Source organism: Streptomyces sp. NPDC007929, assembly GCF_042959065.1.
Classification (GTDB): Bacteria; Actinomycetota; Actinomycetes; order Streptomycetales; family Streptomycetaceae; genus Streptomyces.
Genome location: NZ_JBIBKD010000014.1, coordinates 84,380 through 99,417, shown reverse-complemented (window position 1 = coordinate 99,417; position 15,038 = coordinate 84,380). Strand labels below are relative to the sequence as shown.

The window sequence follows — 15,038 nt, the reverse complement described above, 5'->3', positions numbered from 1 at the left end:
GGCGATGAGCCGCGGACGCGACGATGGGACGGATGCCATGCCTCTCGAAGGCGAGTACGAACCCAGCCCGACGCAGTGGGTGCGCGAGCAGGTCGAGCGGTACGAGAGCTCCGGCGGCACGGAGGGGACGACGCTCCAGGGCTCGAAGATGCCGGTCGTCGTCCTGACCTCACGCGGGGCGCGGAGCGGGAAGCTGCGCAAGACGCCGGTGATGCGGGTCGAGCACGAGGGGCGCTACGCGGCGGTGGCCTCCCTCGGCGGGTCGCCCAAGCATCCGGTCTGGTACTTCAACCTCCTGGCCGATCCGCGTGTGGAGCTCCAGGACGGGCCGGTGAAGCAGGACATGACCGCCCGTGAGGTCACCGGCGAGGAGAAGGCGGCCTGGTGGGAGCGAGCCGTCGCGGCGTACCCGGCGTACGCCGACTACCAGGAGAAGACGGACCGGGAGATCCCGGTGTTCGTACTGGAGCCGACCGAGGTCGGCTGAGTACGGGGCCCGTCCGCCCGGGTGAGTGGCGGCTGAGTGGGGACCCGCCGCCCGACCGACCAACGAGGCCCGCTGCCGGGCTGAGTGCGGGGGCCGCTGCCCGACCGAGTACCGGGCCCACTGTCCGGCTACGTACGGGGCCTGCTACCCGACCGCGTACCGGGCCCACCGCCCGACCGAGTACAGGCCTCGGCTGCCCAGCCGAGTACTGGGCCCGCCGCACGGCTAGGTACGGGGCCCGCCGCACGGCTACGTACGGGGCCTGCTACCCGACGGCGTACCGGGCCCGCTGCCCGGCCGGGTAGAGGGTCGGCTGACCGGGGCGGGCAGGCGGCGGGAAAAAAACGGTCCCCGGGTGTGTGAACCTGTTCCGAGGGGGCACGCGGGGTTCAGGCCCCGCCGCGTTCCCCCGTCGCGGCGGGGCTTTGCGCTGCCTCCCGGGCGAGCCGGTCGGTCACGTCGAGGAATATCTGGTCCGCCTCGGGCACCGTCCGCGCGATGGAGCGCTTGATCCGGACGGCGACCTCCTCGACGCGCTCGCTGTCCAGGCCGGGCACCAGGTCGACCCGGGCCGCCACGAGGGCCGTGTCCAGCCCGGTCTTCATCGTGAACAGCGCCTCCACACTGTCGATCTCCGGCTGGGCCCGCAGCAGCGACTCGATCCGCCCGCTCGACTCCGGGTCGGCCGCCTCGCCGATCAGCTGGTCGCGGGCGTCACGGCCCAGCCGGAAGGCCACGTAGACCAGCAGTGCGCCGATCGCGAGCGAGGCGGACGCCTCCCACACCACCTGGCCGGTGATCATGTGCAGCGCCATGCCCGCGATGGCCAGAGTGACGCCGAGCACCGCGGTGCCGTCCTCGGCGACGACCGTGCGCAAGGCCGGATCGCGCATCCCGGCGCCGGTGCCGCCCTGCTTGCGCACCTGGTACAGCGCCCGCAGCAGCGAACCGCCCTCGGCCAGGAGTGCGATCCCGAGGACGATCAGACCGGCCACATAGCCGCCGAGTTCCTCCTCCGCACCGCTCGTCAGGGCCTCGAAGCCCTGGAAGAACGAGAAGCAGCCTCCCATGACGAAGATCCCGACGGCCGCGAGGAGCGACCAGAAGAACCGCTCCTTGCCATAGCCGAAGGGATGACGCCGGTCGGCGGGGCGGCGGCTGCGGCGCAGCGCCGCGAGCAGGAACACCTCGTTCAGGCTGTCGGCCACCGAGTGCGCCGCCTCGGACAGCAGGGCGGGCGAGCCCGCCGCGAGGCCGCCGATGGCCTTGGCCACCGCGATCACCAGATTGGCCGCGAGCGCCACCAGCACGGTGACGCGAGTCCTGCGATCACTTCCTTCATCAGTCACCCACGCCGATTGCCCCGGTCGGCGGTGCTCACACCGTGCCGTCGGCGGAAAACGGGGAACGCGTTCACCAGGGTCCACGTACGGCAAGGAGGTCACCCCCATGAGCCGCGACGACGGCGACGACGGCAACACCGGCTACGGAAGGAGGACGTTCAAACGGTCCAAGGCGCATTTCGCGGACCGCATCACCGCGGACGGCCGGGACGGCTGGCCGGTCGAGGCCGGCCGCTACCGTCTGGTCGTCAGCCGTGCCTGCCCGTGGGCGAGCCGGTCGCTGGTCTCACGGCGGCTGCTCGGCTTGGAGGACGCCCTGTCCCTGGCCGTCGCCGACCCGATCCAGGACGACCGCAGCTGGCGCTTCACCCTCGACGAGGACGGCCGCGACCCGGTCCTCGGCATCTGCTTCCTCGCCGAAGCCTACGACCGGCGCGAGCGCGACTACCCCGGCGGGGTCAGTGTGCCGGCCGTCGTGGACGTGCCCAGCGGCCGGCTGGTGACCAACGACTACCAGCAGCTCACCCTCGACCTCGCGACCGAGTGGACGGCCCTGCACCGCGACGGCGCGCCCGACCTGTACCCGGACAAGCTGCGCGACGAGATCGACGAGGTGATGGCGGACGTCTACGAGGACGTCAACAACGGCGTCTACAAGGCGGGGTTCGCCACCGGGCAGGAGGAGTACGAGGCCGCCTGCGCTGGGGTGTTCCGCCGGCTGGAGCTGCTGGCGGACCGGCTGGAGCGGCAGCGCTACCTCGTCGGCGACACGATCACCGAGGCGGACATCCGGCTGTTCACCACGCTGGTGCGCTTCGACGCGGTCTACCACGGCCACTTCAAGTGCAACCGCTGGAAGCTGGCGGAGAACGGGGTGCTGTGGGGTTACGTCCGCGACCTCTACCAGACGCCCGGCTTCGGCGACACCGTCGACTTCGACCACATCAAGCGCCACTACCACCAGGTGCACACGGGCATCAATCCGACCGGCATCGTGCCGCTCGGCCCGGACCTGTCCGGCTGGCTGACCCCGCATCACCGCGAGGAGCTGGGCGGCCGGCCGTTCGGTGACGGGACACCGCCCGGGCCGGTCCGCGCCGGGGAGCGGATCCCGGCGGCGCACACCCCCTGACCCTCTTCATCCCCTCGTCCCCTTCGGCTACCAAGGAGTTCCCGTGGCAAAGAAGAAGAAGATGTCCCTCGCGTACCAGCCCCTCGGGTTCGTGCTCGGCTGGTCGGGCGGCTGGCTGGCCGGGCTCGCCTTCCGCAAGACCTGGATGGCGATCAAGCACGAGGAGGACGCGCCCGACGCTCTGGACAAGGACCGCGGCTGGGGCGAAGTGCTGCTGGCCGCGGCGATCCAGGGCGCCATCTTCGCGGTGGTGCGCAGCGCCGTGGACCGCGCGGGCGCCAAGGCGATCGAGCGGTCGACCGGAACCTGGCCGGTCGGCGAGAAGGGCGGCCGGGACTGACACCGAAGCGGCCCCGCCCGGCACCGTGCCGGGCGGGGCCGTGCCGTGCGGCGCCCCGACGTCCCTACGGGTCCCCTTCGGCCCGGGCGCCGGCTGTGCTCAGCCCTGCTTGGGCGCGGTAGGGGCGGTGCGGCGCAGGGTGAAGGAGTGGCCTGCCGGGTCGGCGTAGCCGCGCTCCTCCAGGGGGCCCGAGGGCTCCTTGGCCTCCAGGGGGCGGCCGCCGAGGCCGATGACGCGGCGTTCGACCGCGTCGAGGTCGTCGACCACGAACTCCAGATGGGCCTGGAGGGAGTTCTCGGGGCGCGGCCAGCTGGGCGGGGTCGCGTTGACGTCCCGGCGCAGCGCGATCCGAAAGCCGTCGGCGCTCGTGATCTCCACCCGGTTGGCGGTGGCGTCCGACTCCTCCCCCTCCAGCAGTTCCTTGTAGAACGCGGCGAGCTTCTCGGGCTCGGCGCAGTCGAGCACGAGGACCCCCGCTTTCACCAGTGCCATGTCTCCTCCGCAGGATTCCGGTCGCGGGGCGGTCGTGCCCCGCGGACCCGTACTGTGCGGATATCCCCGAGCGGCGGATTCAGTCGGTCCTCAACCACCGTCCGTCGCTCATGAGTTCGCGCCCTTCGAGCTCGTCGGCCTCCCGCCAGGCCTGTACGCGCCGCGGCACGATGCGGAAGTAGAGGTAGGGGGTGGCGAGCCGGCGGGGGTCGAACCCGGTTTTGGCGGCGAAGAGTTCGGCGTCCTGTTCGGTCAGCTCGCCGGGCTGGACCGTCTCGACGGTGCCCTCGACGAGGACGACGTCCCGGGTCGGTCCGATGCCCACCCGGGCCCGGCCGGAGGCGGCCAGATTCCGGCCGGTGGGGCTGGAGGCGGGCGTGGCGAACAGCAGGTACGAGCCGTTCCAGAGGAAGGACAGCGGGACGAGGTAGGGCGTCCCCGACGCGCCGTCGGCCGTGGCGACCCAGGCGTCCACATCGTGTTCCAGGCGGTGCAGGGTGTCCTTCTTGCGCTGCTCGGCGCTGCGGACGGGTGCGGACGTCATCTCGGTGGGCCTCCTGACGAGTCGTCGGACGGACTCGGACCAGTGTGACGCTCCGGGGCGACGGAGGCTCGTGGGCGGCCGGGGCCCGGCGAGGGAGGAGGGAGTGTACGCAGCTCAGGTGCCCTCCGCCGTAACCGAGATCACGGCGGTGTCACGGAATGGCTCATTCCCGCCGTGGGCAGCCTGGTACCGCCTCTCAGCACGATGTTCGTGCCGCGAAGCCGAGTTCGAGTGTGCGGCCGGTGAGGACACCGTCCGCTCGCAGGGGGTGGGGGGGCTCTGCGGTCCGTATCCCGAAAGGAAGCACATGCCTCAGGACGTCCGGTTCGACCTCCCCTTCGACACCCCCGTCAGCGAACACCTGGAGTTCGCCCGGGCGCGACATCTGCGCTGGGTGTGGGACACGCGCCTGGTCCGCAGCCGGGAGGGGTTCGAGGAGTACAAGTCCTGGGGCCTGCCACTGGCCGCCGCACGCACCTATCCGCACGCGTCGGCGGACGACATGGTCGTCCTGATGAACTGGTTCTCGCTGGCCTTCCTCTTCGACGACCAGTTCGACGCCGGCCGCCCCGACCGCGCGGAGCGGATAGCGGAGGTCGCCCGGGAGCTGATCGCCACTCCCCTGCGCCCGGCCGGCAGCCCGCCGCGGGTGGTCTGCCCGATCACGCTCGCCTGGTCGGAGGTCTGGAACCGCCTCTCGGATGGCATGTCCCTGACATGGCAGACGCGTTTCGCCGCCTCCTGGGGGCGGTTCCTCGTCGCGCACTGCGAGGAGGTCGACCTGGCCGCGCGGGGTCTGGAGGGAACGCTCGGGCTGGCGGAGTACACGGTCTTCCGGCGCCGCACGGTCGGCATCCACCACAGCATCGACGCCGGTGAGCGCAGCCGCGGATTCGAGGTGCCGGCTCAGGCGATGGCGCATCCGGTGATGGAGCGGATGCGTGATCTGGCGGCGGACACCATCGGGTTCATGAACGACATCCACTCCTTCGAGCGGGAGAAGCGCCGCGGCGACGGCCACAACCTCATCGCCGTGCTGCGCCGGGAGCGCGGCTGCTCCTGGCAGGAGGCCACCGACGAGGCGTACCGGATGACGATCCGCTCTCTCGACGAGTACCTCGCACTCCAGGAGCGCGTCCCCGGGATGTGCGACGAACTCGGGCTCGGCGAGGCGGAACGCGACCGGGTGCGGATGGGGGTGGAGGCCATCCAGCACTGGATCAACGGCAATTACGAGTGGGCACTGACGACCGGGCGGTACGCGGCGGCGAAGGAGGGCCCGGTGGCCACCGCGGAACGGGCCGGTCGCGGCTCGGTGGACGACCTGCTGAACGTGTGACACGGCCTGCCGAGTCGGACACGACGGTGCCCGGCCGGAGGTCCGGCCGGGCACCGGGCGGTGGCGCTACACGGCGAACTCGACCGGCAGGCTGTCCAGCCGCGACTCCCAGGTGGAGGCGGTGGAGGTGAGCTCTTCCGCGGGCACGGCCAGGGCCAGGCCCGGCAGGCGGTGCAGCAGGACGTCGACCGCGATCTCGATGATGGACTGGCCGATGCCCTGCCCGGGGCACTCGTGCGGGCCCGAACTGAACGCCAGATGGGCCTGGTTGCCCTGGACGGAGACACCCGTGTCCGGCCGGACGTCGGGGTCGGCGTTGCCCGCCGCCAGACCCAGCACCAGCAGGTCGCCCTCCTGGATCTGGTGGCCGCCGAGTTCCAGGTCCCCGGCCGCGAACCGGCCCGGCAGCACCGCGAGCGGCGGGCTGTTCCACATGACCTCCTCCACCACGGCGGAGATGTTCAGCTGGCCGCTGATCAGTCCGGTGAGCCGGGCGGAGTCGGTGAGGATCAACTGGAGCACGCGGGCCAGCAGATTGCTGGTCGTGGTGTGGGCGGCGATCAGCACCAGACGCAGATGGCTGACCACCTCTTCCTCGTCGAGTCCGGCCGCGTGCCCCAGGAGGGCGGTGGTGAAGTCGCCGCCGGGCTCGGCCCGCTTGCGCTCGGCCAGTTCGCCGAGGATCACCATGATGCGCTCGTTGTGCGCGAGCGCGTCCGCACCGCCCTTGAGGACCTGCGCGCAGGACTCGACCAGGTCGCGGCCCTCCGCTTCGGCGAGTCCGAGGATGCGGGTCAGCACGAGCATCGGCAGGTACTCGGCGTAGTCCGCCACGAGGTCGGCGCTTCCGCTGCCCGCGAACGCGTCGATCTGCTTGTTCGCGAAGTGGGTCGCGTGCCGCCGGATGCCGCGGGCCGCCGCCGCCTGGAGCCCGTCGGTGACGGCCGCGCGCAGCCTGCGGTGCGGTTCGCCGTCCTGGGAGATGCAGTCCGGGCGCCAGCCGATCATCGGGATCAGCGGGGAGGTCTCGGCGACCCGCCCGTCGGCCCAGTCCCGCCAGATCCGCGCGTCCCGGCTGAACTGGCGGGGGTTGTCGAGCACCCGCCGGTTGTCCCGGTAGCCGAGGACCAGCCAGGCGGGCACGTCGCCTTCGAGCAGGACCGGCGCGACCGAGCCGTGCTCCTTGCGCAGCCGCTCGTAGATGCCCTCCGGGTCGGTCGCGGCGTCCGGGCCGTACAGCCGGGTCGGGTCGGCCCCGTGGTGGGCGACGGGGCAGCCCCGCATGGCCGGGAGGCCGGAATCGGTCGAGTCGTTCATCGGGGCTCCAGGGCCACGGCCGAGCGTTCCTTCAGATGGTGGATCAGGGCGACGAGGACGTCCCGGCTGGAGGCCCTGTCGCGGGCGTCGAAGGCCACGACGGGGGTGTGCTCGGGGATGTCCAGGGCGTCCCGGATCTCCTCGGCGGGGTAGTTCCGGGAGTCGGGGAAGACGTTCAGCGCGACCACGAAGGGCACCTCCTGTCGCTCCATCTCCTCGATCGCCCGGAAACTGGACTCCAGGCGGCGGGTGTCCACCAGCACGATCGCGCCGAGCGCCCCCTTGAACAGCCCGTTCCACAGGAACCAGAACCGCTCTTGGCCGGGCGTGCCGAACAGGTACAGCACCAGGCTCTCGTTGATGCCGATCTTGCCGAAGTCGAGGCTGACGGTGGTCTGCGTCTTGTCGGCGACGCCGATGAGATGGTCGACGTCGGCACTGGCCTGGGTGAGGGTCTCCTCGGTGGTGAGCGGCTTGATGTCGCTGACCGAGCGGACCATGGTGGTCTTCCCGGTGCCGAACCCGCCGGCGATCATCACCTTCACCGAGCGGGTGTCCCCGCCCGAGCCTCCGGGTTGGTCAAAGCCTTTCAAGTCCACTGAGTACCTCCTCAAGGAGCGCGAGGTCGGGCCCGCGGCCGGCGTCGTGTGCCGGGATGGGGTTACGGGCTTCGACGCGACCTGCGTCCAGCAGGTCCGACAGCAGCACCGCGAGAATGTTGAAGGGGAGCCCGAGGTGAGCGCCGAGCTCGGCGACCGACAGCGGGTCACGGCAGCGACGGAGAATCTCCTCGTGCTCGTGCTGCATGCCCGTTAACGGGGCGGCGCGGGAGACGACGAGCGTCGCCACGTCGAGGCTCGACGCCGAACCGCCCGGTCCGCTGCGCCCGCCGGTGAGGACGTAGTAGCGCTCGAGACCGGACGGGTCCGACGGCCTGCGGGGAGCACTCATCCAGAGTGCTCCTCCAGGCGCGGAGTGGTGCCGAGGAGCTCACCCATCCTGCGGGCCAGGTCCCTCATCTGGTGGCCGAGCAGGCCCTGGTCGAGGCCTTCCCTGGCGAGGACGCCGAGGTACGTCTCCACGCCCGCGCGCACCACGAAGAGGTGCCCGCCGTCCACCTCGATCATCGCGAGGCGCAGCTGCCCGGCGTACTTGGGGAACTGCTCGGCGACCGGCTGGGCCAGGGCCTGCAGACCGGCCACCACGGCGGCGAAGCGGTCGACGTCGTCGGGGTCTTCGGCGCCGTAGGAGGTGATGGCCTTGCCGTCGCTCGACGCCACGAGGGCGAAGCGGATCTCCTGGATGCTCTCGACGAGATCGCGGAGCGCCCAGCTCACATCGGTTCCTTGTTGCGTCATGGGACTAGTCGCTCTCTTCGGTGCGGTGCTCGGTGTACTCGCGGCCGGCGAGGGTTTCGCGTTCGCCGGCCGCCTCGGAGGCCTCCGCCGCGTCGCGTCCGGCGGTGGCGAAGGCGGCGAGACCCGAGAAGGACGCGTCCGGCGGGACGGCGGCCACCGTGCCGCGGTCGGTGCGGTCGGCCGGCCTGGACGCCTCCGTCTCGCCCCGCTTGCTGCGGCGCCGGGGCAGTCCGCCGGGTGTGGTCTCCCCGGACTCGGGGCGCGCGGCCGGCGGTTCGGGTTCGGCGGCCGTCTCGCGGACCGGGGCGGCCGCGGCGGTGCGGGCCTGCGGGACGGGCGCGGCCGGTGCGGGCGTGGCCGTGGGCAGCGGGCTGAAGTACTTGTGCGGGACCACGACCACCACGGAGGTTCCGAGCCACGGCGAGTCCGCGAAGGTGACGCGGATGCCGTAGCGGCGGGCGAGGGCGCCGACGACGCGCAGGCCGATGTTGGCGTCCTCGGTGATGCCGCCGAGGCCCGCGCCGGGCGCGGTGCCCGCGAGGGCGTGCTCGGCCTCGCGCTTCTTCTCCTCGCTGAGGCCCTTGCCGGAGTCCTGGATCTCGATGCCGACGCCGTTGGGGACCTCCTTGCCGGAGATGAGCACCGGTTCGGTGGGCGGCGAGTAGCGGGCCGCGTTGTCCAGGAGGTGGGCCAGGATCAGCGTGAGGTGGTCCACGAGACCGCCGTCGACGCCGAGTTCGGGCAGGTGGCGTACCTGGATCCGGTGGAAGTCCTTGATCCGGCCGATGCCGCCGCGCACCACGCTGAGCAGCCGCTGCGGTTCCTGCCACTGCCGGCCGGGCCGGTCGGAGCCGCCGAGCACACCGATGCTGGCGGCGAGCGAGTCGGCGGGGCCGAGCTCCTGGTCGAGCTCCATCAGGCCCCGGGCGACGGCCGGCAGCCGGCCGTGCTCGCCCTGCATCTCGTGCAGCCGGCCGCGGAGCTTGCTGGTCAGCACGTGGATGCGGTTGCCGATGCTGATCACGGCCTGCTCGGCGGAGGTGGAGCGGTCGAACTCCGCCTCCAGGCCGATCAGGGAGGTGCGCAGCAGCTTGCGCAGTTCGGCCTGGAGCTCCGAACTGACCTTGGCGCACTGGTTGACCGTGGGCAGCAGGTCGTCGATGGCCTCGCCGGAGCGCAGCTTCTCCATCGCGTCGGGCAGCTGCTCGTCGGCGAGCCGGGCGACCGCGGCGAGCTGGTGGGTGAGCTGCTCCTGCCAGACGGCTGCCTGGTCGGCGAGCTGGGCCTCGTAGGACGTGGCCTGCTCGGTCAGCCGTTCCTCATAGGCCCGGGACCGCTCGGCGAGCTGCGACTCGTATGTCGCGCTCTGTTCGGCGAGCTGCGTCTCGTACGTGGAGGTCTGCTCGGCGATGCGCCGCTCGTACGTGGCGTTCTGCTCGGTGAGCTGGGATTCCAGCCCGGCGCGCTCGGCGGCGAACTTGCGTTCCATTCCGGCGACGTGCTGCTGCCACTGCTGGTTGTGCTCGGCCTGCGTGGTGCGGAAGGAGCCCTCCGCGCGGTGCAGTTGGGACCGGGTGCGCAGCAGCAGGCGTACGCACACGGAGCCGGCCGCCGTCGCCGCGATTCCGGCGACGGCCACGGTTATTCGCTCCGAGCTCATGAACGTGGCGGCAACGGTCCCGCCTCCCAAGCCCAGCGGCATCAACCACCAGCTGTACCAGGCGACAGGGGCCCGCGCCGCCGGTGGCGGAGTGGCGAGTTCCATCTGCATCCTTCGAAGCAACACGAACGAACAGGGGGGTGTGTGTGGACCGCACTCATGAGTACGCACTGCGAGTCGACTGGACGCGATCGCGTCAACTCGCAGCGCCGATCGGAACCTTATCGGGTTTGGACCCGAAAGGATCAACCGCGACCACCTGCCGGACGTGAGGGTTCCGTCACTCTCCGACAGAAGGCAACAGGTCGACAAATGGCTTTGCCGTCAGGCGACTTGACCCCGTGTCGGGCCCTACGGCCGTCCACCGCGCCGCACCTCGGGGTCGCGGAGTCAGCGGGCGGTCTGGAAGGTCCGGCGGTAGGCCTGCGGGGAGACCCCGATCGCCGCGTGCAGATGCTGACGCAGCGACGCGCCGGTCGCGAAGCCGACCCGGCCGGCGATCTGATCCACGCTCAGGTCGCTGGATTCGAGCAACTGCCGGGCCCGGACCACGCGCTGCTGGATCAGCCAGCGGCCGGGACTGAGGCCCACCTCGCCGTGGAAGCGGCGGGCGAAGGTGCGCCCGCTCATCCCGGCGTGACGGGAGAGGTCGGCGAGGGTGAGCGGCTCGCCGAGGCGTTCCAGGGCCCAGGCCCGGGTGGCGGCGGTGCTCGCGGCGCCCTGCTCGGGGACGGGCTGCTCGATGTACTGGGCCTGGCCGCCGTCCCGGAAGGGCGGGACGACGCAGCGGCGGGCGACGCTGTTGGCCAGCCGGCTGCCGTGGTCCTTGCGGACGAGGTGCAGGCAGATGTCCACGCCGGAGGCGGCCCCGGCGGAGGTGAGGAACGGGTGGTCGTCGACGAACAGCACGTCCGGGTCGAGGTCGACGCGGGGGAACATGCGCCGGAACCGTTCGGCGACCTGCCAGTGGGTGGTCGCCCGGCGCCCGTCGAGGAGGCCGGCCGCCGCGAGGACGAAGGCGCCGGTGCAGATCGAGACGATACGGGTGCCGGGGCGGATGAGCGCGAGCGCGGCCAGGACGCCGGCGGACACCTCGTCGGCCAGGTGGGCGGGCGCCACGGGCGCGATCACGACCGTGTCCGCCGTGGCCAGGGCCTCGGGGCCGTGCTCCACGGTAACGCCGAAGTCGGCGTTGGTGCGCACCGGGCGGCCGTCGACGGAGCAGGTGAGGATCTCGTAGCGGCCGTCGGCCGCGCCGAGGATCCGGCTGGGGATGCCCAGCTCGAAGGGGTACACCCCGTCCAGGGCCAGAACCACCACTCGCTCACGTCGCATGGCACGATCTTATCGAAGGTTGGCAATCTTGCCATTGGCGGGTGGGGTGCGGCCCGGCAGGCTGGTGGGCCATGAGCACACCGAACACGATGCGAGCCATCAGCCAGGACGTCCTCGGCGGTCCCGAGGTCCTCAAGGAAGTACGAATCGAACGCCCGGCACCGCAGCCGAACCAGGTGCTGGTCCGGGTGCGGGCCGCCGGCGTCAACCCGACCGACTGGAAGCACCGCGCGACCGGCGGGTTCCTGGGCGAGCCGCCCTTCGTCCTGGGCTGGGACGTCTCCGGGGTGGTGGAGGCGGTCGGCATCGGCGTCGTGGCCTTCGCGCCCGGTGACGAGGTCTTCGGCATGCTGCCCTACCCGTACGGGCACGGCTCGCACGCCGAGTACGTCATCGCCCCCGTCCGCGCCCTGACCCGGAAGCCGGCCGGGCTCGACCACACCCAGGCGGGCGCGCTGCCGCTGGTCTCGCTGACCGCCTGGCAGGCGCTGACCGAGCACGCGGACCTGCGGCCCGGGCAGCGGGTGCTGATCCACGCCGCGGCGGGCGGGGTCGGGCACGTGGCGGTGCAGATCGCCAAGGCGCGCGGCGCGTACGTGATCGGCACGGCGAGCGCGGGCAAGCACGAGTTCCTGCGCTCGATCGGCGTCGACGAGACGGTCGACTACCGGGAGACGGACGTCACCGAGGCCGTGAAGGACGTCGACGTCGTACTGGACACGCTCGGCGGTGACACCTCCCTGCGGTCCCTGCGCGTGCTGCGCCCCGGCGGCGTCCTGGTGTCGATCCTCCCCGTCGGCTCGGACGACCTGTACGAGGAGGCCGAGCGGCTCGGCGTCCGGGCCCTGCGGATGCTGGTGGACGCCGACCGCGGCGGCATGGAGGCGATCGCGGAGCTGGCCGAGCAGGGCACGCTGCGCGCCACGATCGCCGGCACCTTCCCCCTGGCCGCCGCAGCCGAGGCACACACCCTCGGCGACACGGGCCGCACGACGGGGAAGCTGGTGCTGCTGAACGACTGAGCCGGACCGCGACGGGCGGTCTCAGAACGTCAGCACCGGCTTGATCGTCTTGCCGGAGCGCATGTCCTGGACCGCCCGGTCGATGTCCTCGAAGGGGTAGGTGCCGATCAGGCGGTGCAGGGGGAGCCTGCCGTCCTTCACCAGGTCGACCAGAGCCGGGATCATGGTCCGGGTCTCGCTGTCGCCGAGGGTGAGGCCGACGATCCGCTTGCCGCCGAGGAGACCGTTGACGTCCAGGGCGACCTCGGTGCCGAAGGGCGGGGCGCCGACGACGACCAGGGTGCCGCGGGCGGCGAGGGCGTCGACGCCCTGGCGCAGGACCCCGACGTGGCCGGTGGTCTCCACGACACCATCCGCGCCCCGGCCGCCGGTGATGCCGGTGAGGGCCTCGGCCAGGTCCTCTCCGCTCGTGTCGACGGTGTGCGTGGCGCCCAGTTCCGCCGCCAGGCTGAGGCGTTCGGCGACCCGGTCGACGGCGACGATCCGCGTGGCCGGGGTGAGCGCCGCCGCCATCACGGCCGACAGACCGACCGCTCCGGCGCCCAGGACGACGACCGTGCCGCCGGTCTGCGGCCTCAGGACGTTCCACACGGCCCCGACCCCGGTCTGCACCCCGCAGCCCAGCGGGGCGATCGACTCCAGGGGCACCTCCGGGTCGACCCTGACCAGGCTGCGCTCGTCGGCGAGTGCCAGCTCGGCGAAGGAGGACTGGCCGAAGAAGTGGCCGCCCAGGGGCTCGCCGTCCCGGCTGATGGTGCTGGTCCCGTCGGCCCGGGCGCCGCCGAGCAGGTTCAGCGGCAGCCAGGTCGCGCAGTACGCGGGATGGCCGCCGCGGCAGTCGCGGCAGTCGCCGCAGGAGGTGAAGGAGAGCAGGACGTGGTCGCCGGGCTCGACGCCGGTGACGGCGGGGCCGACGGCCTCGACGACGCCCGCGCCCTCGTGGCCGAGGACCCCGGGCAGCGGGAAGGGCAGTCCGCCGCTCGCCACCCCCAGGTCGGTGTGGCACAGGCCGGTGGCGACCATGCGGACCAGCGCCTCGTGCGGGCCGGGCGCGTCGAGGACGACGTCGGAGAGGGTGAAGGGCGCGCCGCCGGACTCGACGACCGCTGCGCGGGTGGTGGTGGGCATCGCGAGGGCTCCTTGACGGTTCTCAGTCGAGCGAGACGACGACGGACTTGACCTTGGTGTAGCCGGCGAGGGCCTCGGGCCCGTACTCGCGGCCGTAGCCGGAGTCCTTCACCCCGCCGAAGGGCACCGCGGGGTCGAGCATCGCCCAGTCGTTGATCCAGACGATGCCGGCCTGGAGCCGGTCGGCGACCCGGTGGGCGCGGGCGAGGTGGCGAGTCTGCACACCCGAGGCCAGGCCGTAGGGCGTGGAGTTGGCGAGGGCGACGGCCTCGTCCTCGTCGTCGAAGGGCTGCACGGTGAGGACCGGTCCGAAGATCTCCTCCTGGATCACCCGGGAGTCGTTCGCCAGGTCGGCGATGACGGTGGGCTGGTAGTAGTAGCCGCCGTCGAGGTCGAGCCGTTCGCCGCCGCAGACGATGCGGGCGCCCTCCATCCGGGCCAGGGCGACGTACTCCTCGACCTTCTTCAGGTGCTTCTCGGCGGCCATCGGCCCGATGACCGTGGCCGGGTCGCGGGGGTCGCCGACGGGCACGCCGGGCACGGCCTCGGCGAGGATGCCGAGCAGGGTCGGGTACACCGAGCGGGCCACCAGCAGGCGCGGGCCGCCCATGCAGAACTGGCCGGTGTTGAAGACGAACCCCTTGATGACCGCGCCGACCGCCTTCTCCAGGTCGGCGTCCTCGAAGACGATGTGGGCGGCGTTCCCGCCGAGTTCCATGGTGACGGGCTTCAGCGCCTGGCCGGCGACGCTCGCCACGTGCCGGCCGATCGCGGTGGAGCCGGTGAAGGCGACCTTGTCGACACCCCGGTGTCTCAGCAGCGCCTCCCCCGCCACCGGGCCGGTGCCGGTCACCACGTTGACGACGCCGTCGGGGACACCGGCCTCCTGGAGCAGCCGGGCCATGTACAGGGCACTGAGCGGCGTCTCGTCGGCCGGTTTGTGGACGACCGTGTTGCCGGCGGCCAGCGCCGGGGCGAGCTTCGAACCGGCCAGGATCAGCGGGAAGTTGAACGGGGTGATCGCGGCGACCACGCCCAGGGGTTCGCGCTTGGTGTAGGCGAGGGCGTTCATGGGGAGGTCGCGCAGCGCGCCGTCCTGGCTCTGGGCGAGGTGGGCGTAGTACTCGTAGTCGTTGGCCGCGTTGGTGACGTCGACCGCGCCGCACAGCGAGATCGGCTTGCCGACGTCGAGGCTCTCCAGGGCGGCCAGGTCGTCGGCGTTCTCCCGTATCAGCTGGGCGACGCGGTGCAGCACCCGGCCGCGCTCACGGCCGCTCAGGCCGGACCACGCGCCGTCGTCGAAGGCTTCGCGGGCGGCGCGTACGGCGGCGTCGACGTCGGCGGGGCCGGCCGCGGCGACGGTGGTGACGACCTGGCCCCGGGAGGGGTCGATCACCTCGGTGCGTGCCCCGTCGGCGGCCTCGCGCCATCGGCCCCCGATGAACAGCTGCCCGGGTGTGTTCTCGAAGGGGGCCATCGCCACTCCTCAGCGTCGTCGCCAAGATTTCAACAAACAGGATTCCTGTCAGTACTCCTGTCAG

The 15,038-nt window shown here is 72.1% G+C and carries 16 protein-coding genes; 5 read left to right on the top strand and 11 right to left on the bottom strand.

What is annotated here, in order from left to right; genetic code table 11:
• Positions 1-37: 37 nt before the first annotated feature.
• The gene (locus ACFZDE_RS35025; RefSeq protein ID WP_391207300.1) at positions 38-487 is read left to right on the top strand and encodes a nitroreductase/quinone reductase family protein; all 450 of its coding nucleotides are present in this window, start codon (positions 38-40) and stop codon (positions 485-487) included.
• A gap of 389 nt (positions 488-876) precedes the next feature.
• Here the strand turns inward: ACFZDE_RS35025 and ACFZDE_RS35020 are convergent, their stop codons facing one another.
• Positions 877-1,797 (bottom strand): cation diffusion facilitator family transporter, encoded by a 921-nt coding sequence (locus ACFZDE_RS35020; RefSeq protein WP_391207932.1) that lies wholly within the window; start codon positions 1,795-1,797, stop codon positions 877-879.
• A gap of 139 nt (positions 1,798-1,936) precedes the next feature.
• Between ACFZDE_RS35020 and ACFZDE_RS35015 the strand changes: the two genes are divergently transcribed.
• Positions 1,937-2,962, top strand: coding sequence for a glutathione S-transferase C-terminal domain-containing protein (locus tag ACFZDE_RS35015; RefSeq protein WP_391207296.1), 1,026 nt, complete (start codon positions 1,937-1,939; stop codon positions 2,960-2,962).
• 43 nt (positions 2,963-3,005) lie between these two features.
• On the top strand, positions 3,006-3,302 hold the full coding sequence (locus ACFZDE_RS35010; RefSeq protein ID WP_390999326.1) for a DUF4235 domain-containing protein: 297 nt from the start codon (positions 3,006-3,008) through the stop codon (positions 3,300-3,302).
• A gap of 99 nt (positions 3,303-3,401) precedes the next feature.
• Here the strand turns inward: ACFZDE_RS35010 and ACFZDE_RS35005 are convergent, their stop codons facing one another.
• Complete coding sequence (locus ACFZDE_RS35005) at positions 3,402-3,794, bottom strand: VOC family protein (RefSeq protein ID WP_390999328.1); 393 nt, start codon at positions 3,792-3,794, stop codon at positions 3,402-3,404.
• A 79-nt stretch (positions 3,795-3,873) separates the two neighbouring features.
• Positions 3,874-4,338 carry a pyridoxamine 5'-phosphate oxidase family protein gene (locus ACFZDE_RS35000; RefSeq protein ID WP_391207287.1) on the bottom strand — a complete coding sequence of 155 codons (465 nt, stop codon included), beginning with the start codon at positions 4,336-4,338 and terminating at the stop codon, positions 3,874-3,876.
• 307 nt (positions 4,339-4,645) lie between these two features.
• On the opposite strand from ACFZDE_RS35000, the gene ACFZDE_RS34995 reads away from it, so the two are divergent.
• Positions 4,646-5,677: a 7-epi-alpha-eudesmol synthase gene (locus ACFZDE_RS34995; RefSeq protein WP_391207283.1), complete on the top strand. Its 1,032-nt coding sequence runs from the start codon at positions 4,646-4,648 to the stop codon at positions 5,675-5,677.
• 66 nt (positions 5,678-5,743) lie between these two features.
• Here the strand turns inward: ACFZDE_RS34995 and ACFZDE_RS34990 are convergent, their stop codons facing one another.
• The 6 genes from ACFZDE_RS34990 to ACFZDE_RS34965 all read right to left on the bottom strand — a co-directional run bounded on the left by ACFZDE_RS34990 (position 5,744) and on the right by ACFZDE_RS34965 (position 11,347).
• The gene (locus tag ACFZDE_RS34990) at positions 5,744-6,994 is read right to left on the bottom strand and encodes a cytochrome P450 (protein ID WP_391207277.1); all 1,251 of its coding nucleotides are present in this window, start codon (positions 6,992-6,994) and stop codon (positions 5,744-5,746) included.
• Positions 6,991-7,593 carry an ATP/GTP-binding protein gene (locus tag ACFZDE_RS34985; RefSeq protein ID WP_031111003.1) on the bottom strand — a complete coding sequence of 201 codons (603 nt, stop codon included), beginning with the start codon at positions 7,591-7,593 and terminating at the stop codon, positions 6,991-6,993. Before ACFZDE_RS34985 ends, ACFZDE_RS34990 begins: the two co-directional genes overlap by 4 nt.
• On the bottom strand, positions 7,574-7,945 hold the full coding sequence (locus tag ACFZDE_RS34980; protein WP_031111004.1) for a DUF742 domain-containing protein: 372 nt from the start codon (positions 7,943-7,945) through the stop codon (positions 7,574-7,576). Before ACFZDE_RS34980 ends, ACFZDE_RS34985 begins: the two co-directional genes overlap by 20 nt.
• Positions 7,942-8,352: a roadblock/LC7 domain-containing protein gene (locus ACFZDE_RS34975; RefSeq protein ID WP_003994857.1), complete on the bottom strand. Its 411-nt coding sequence runs from the start codon at positions 8,350-8,352 to the stop codon at positions 7,942-7,944. Before ACFZDE_RS34975 ends, ACFZDE_RS34980 begins: the two co-directional genes overlap by 4 nt.
• 4 nt (positions 8,353-8,356) lie before the next feature.
• Entirely contained in the window at positions 8,357-10,117 is a 1,761-nt protein-coding gene (locus ACFZDE_RS34970; protein WP_391207272.1) for an ATP-binding protein, read from the bottom strand.
• Positions 10,118-10,402: 285 nt separating this feature from the next.
• Positions 10,403-11,347 (bottom strand): helix-turn-helix domain-containing protein, encoded by a 945-nt coding sequence (locus ACFZDE_RS34965; protein ID WP_390999345.1) that lies wholly within the window; start codon positions 11,345-11,347, stop codon positions 10,403-10,405.
• A 71-nt stretch (positions 11,348-11,418) separates the two neighbouring features.
• Between ACFZDE_RS34965 and ACFZDE_RS34960 the strand changes: the two genes are divergently transcribed.
• Positions 11,419-12,369 carry a zinc-binding dehydrogenase gene (locus ACFZDE_RS34960; RefSeq protein WP_391207269.1) on the top strand — a complete coding sequence of 317 codons (951 nt, stop codon included), beginning with the start codon at positions 11,419-11,421 and terminating at the stop codon, positions 12,367-12,369.
• Positions 12,370-12,390: 21 nt separating this feature from the next.
• On the opposite strand, the gene ACFZDE_RS34955 is transcribed toward ACFZDE_RS34960, so the two are convergent.
• Both ACFZDE_RS34955 and ACFZDE_RS34950 read right to left on the bottom strand, forming a co-directional pair.
• Entirely contained in the window at positions 12,391-13,497 is a 1,107-nt protein-coding gene (locus ACFZDE_RS34955; RefSeq protein ID WP_391207264.1) for a zinc-binding dehydrogenase, read from the bottom strand.
• Between the two features lie 22 nt (positions 13,498-13,519).
• Positions 13,520-14,974: an aldehyde dehydrogenase family protein gene (locus ACFZDE_RS34950; RefSeq protein ID WP_391207257.1), complete on the bottom strand. Its 1,455-nt coding sequence runs from the start codon at positions 14,972-14,974 to the stop codon at positions 13,520-13,522.
• Positions 14,975-15,038: the final 64 nt, after the last annotated feature.

Bases quoted from the DNA above. Each gene is read 5' to 3' on its own strand.
- ACFZDE_RS34975 (WP_003994857.1), bottom strand. From the start codon at position 8,352: ATGACGCAACAAGGAACCGATGTGAGCTGGGCGCTCCGCGATCTCGTC.
- ACFZDE_RS35025 (WP_391207300.1), top strand. From the start codon at position 38: ATGCCTCTCGAAGGCGAGTACGAACCCAGCCCGACGCAGTGGGTGCGC.
- ACFZDE_RS34995 (WP_391207283.1), top strand. From the start codon at position 4,646: ATGCCTCAGGACGTCCGGTTCGACCTCCCCTTCGACACCCCCGTCAGC.
- ACFZDE_RS35005 (WP_390999328.1), bottom strand. From the start codon at position 3,794: ATGGCACTGGTGAAAGCGGGGGTCCTCGTGCTCGACTGCGCCGAGCCC.
- ACFZDE_RS34980 (WP_031111004.1), bottom strand. From the start codon at position 7,945: ATGAGTGCTCCCCGCAGGCCGTCGGACCCGTCCGGTCTCGAGCGCTAC.
- ACFZDE_RS34990 (WP_391207277.1), bottom strand. From the start codon at position 6,994: ATGAACGACTCGACCGATTCCGGCCTCCCGGCCATGCGGGGCTGCCCC.
- ACFZDE_RS34955 (WP_391207264.1), bottom strand. From the start codon at position 13,497: ATGCCCACCACCACCCGCGCAGCGGTCGTCGAGTCCGGCGGCGCGCCC.
- ACFZDE_RS35015 (WP_391207296.1), top strand. From the start codon at position 1,937: ATGAGCCGCGACGACGGCGACGACGGCAACACCGGCTACGGAAGGAGG.
- ACFZDE_RS34970 (WP_391207272.1), bottom strand. From the start codon at position 10,117: ATGGAACTCGCCACTCCGCCACCGGCGGCGCGGGCCCCTGTCGCCTGG.
- ACFZDE_RS34965 (WP_390999345.1), bottom strand. From the start codon at position 11,347: ATGCGACGTGAGCGAGTGGTGGTTCTGGCCCTGGACGGGGTGTACCCC.
- ACFZDE_RS34950 (WP_391207257.1), bottom strand. From the start codon at position 14,974: ATGGCCCCCTTCGAGAACACACCCGGGCAGCTGTTCATCGGGGGCCGA.
- ACFZDE_RS35000 (WP_391207287.1), bottom strand. From the start codon at position 4,338: ATGACGTCCGCACCCGTCCGCAGCGCCGAGCAGCGCAAGAAGGACACC.
- ACFZDE_RS34960 (WP_391207269.1), top strand. From the start codon at position 11,419: ATGAGCACACCGAACACGATGCGAGCCATCAGCCAGGACGTCCTCGGC.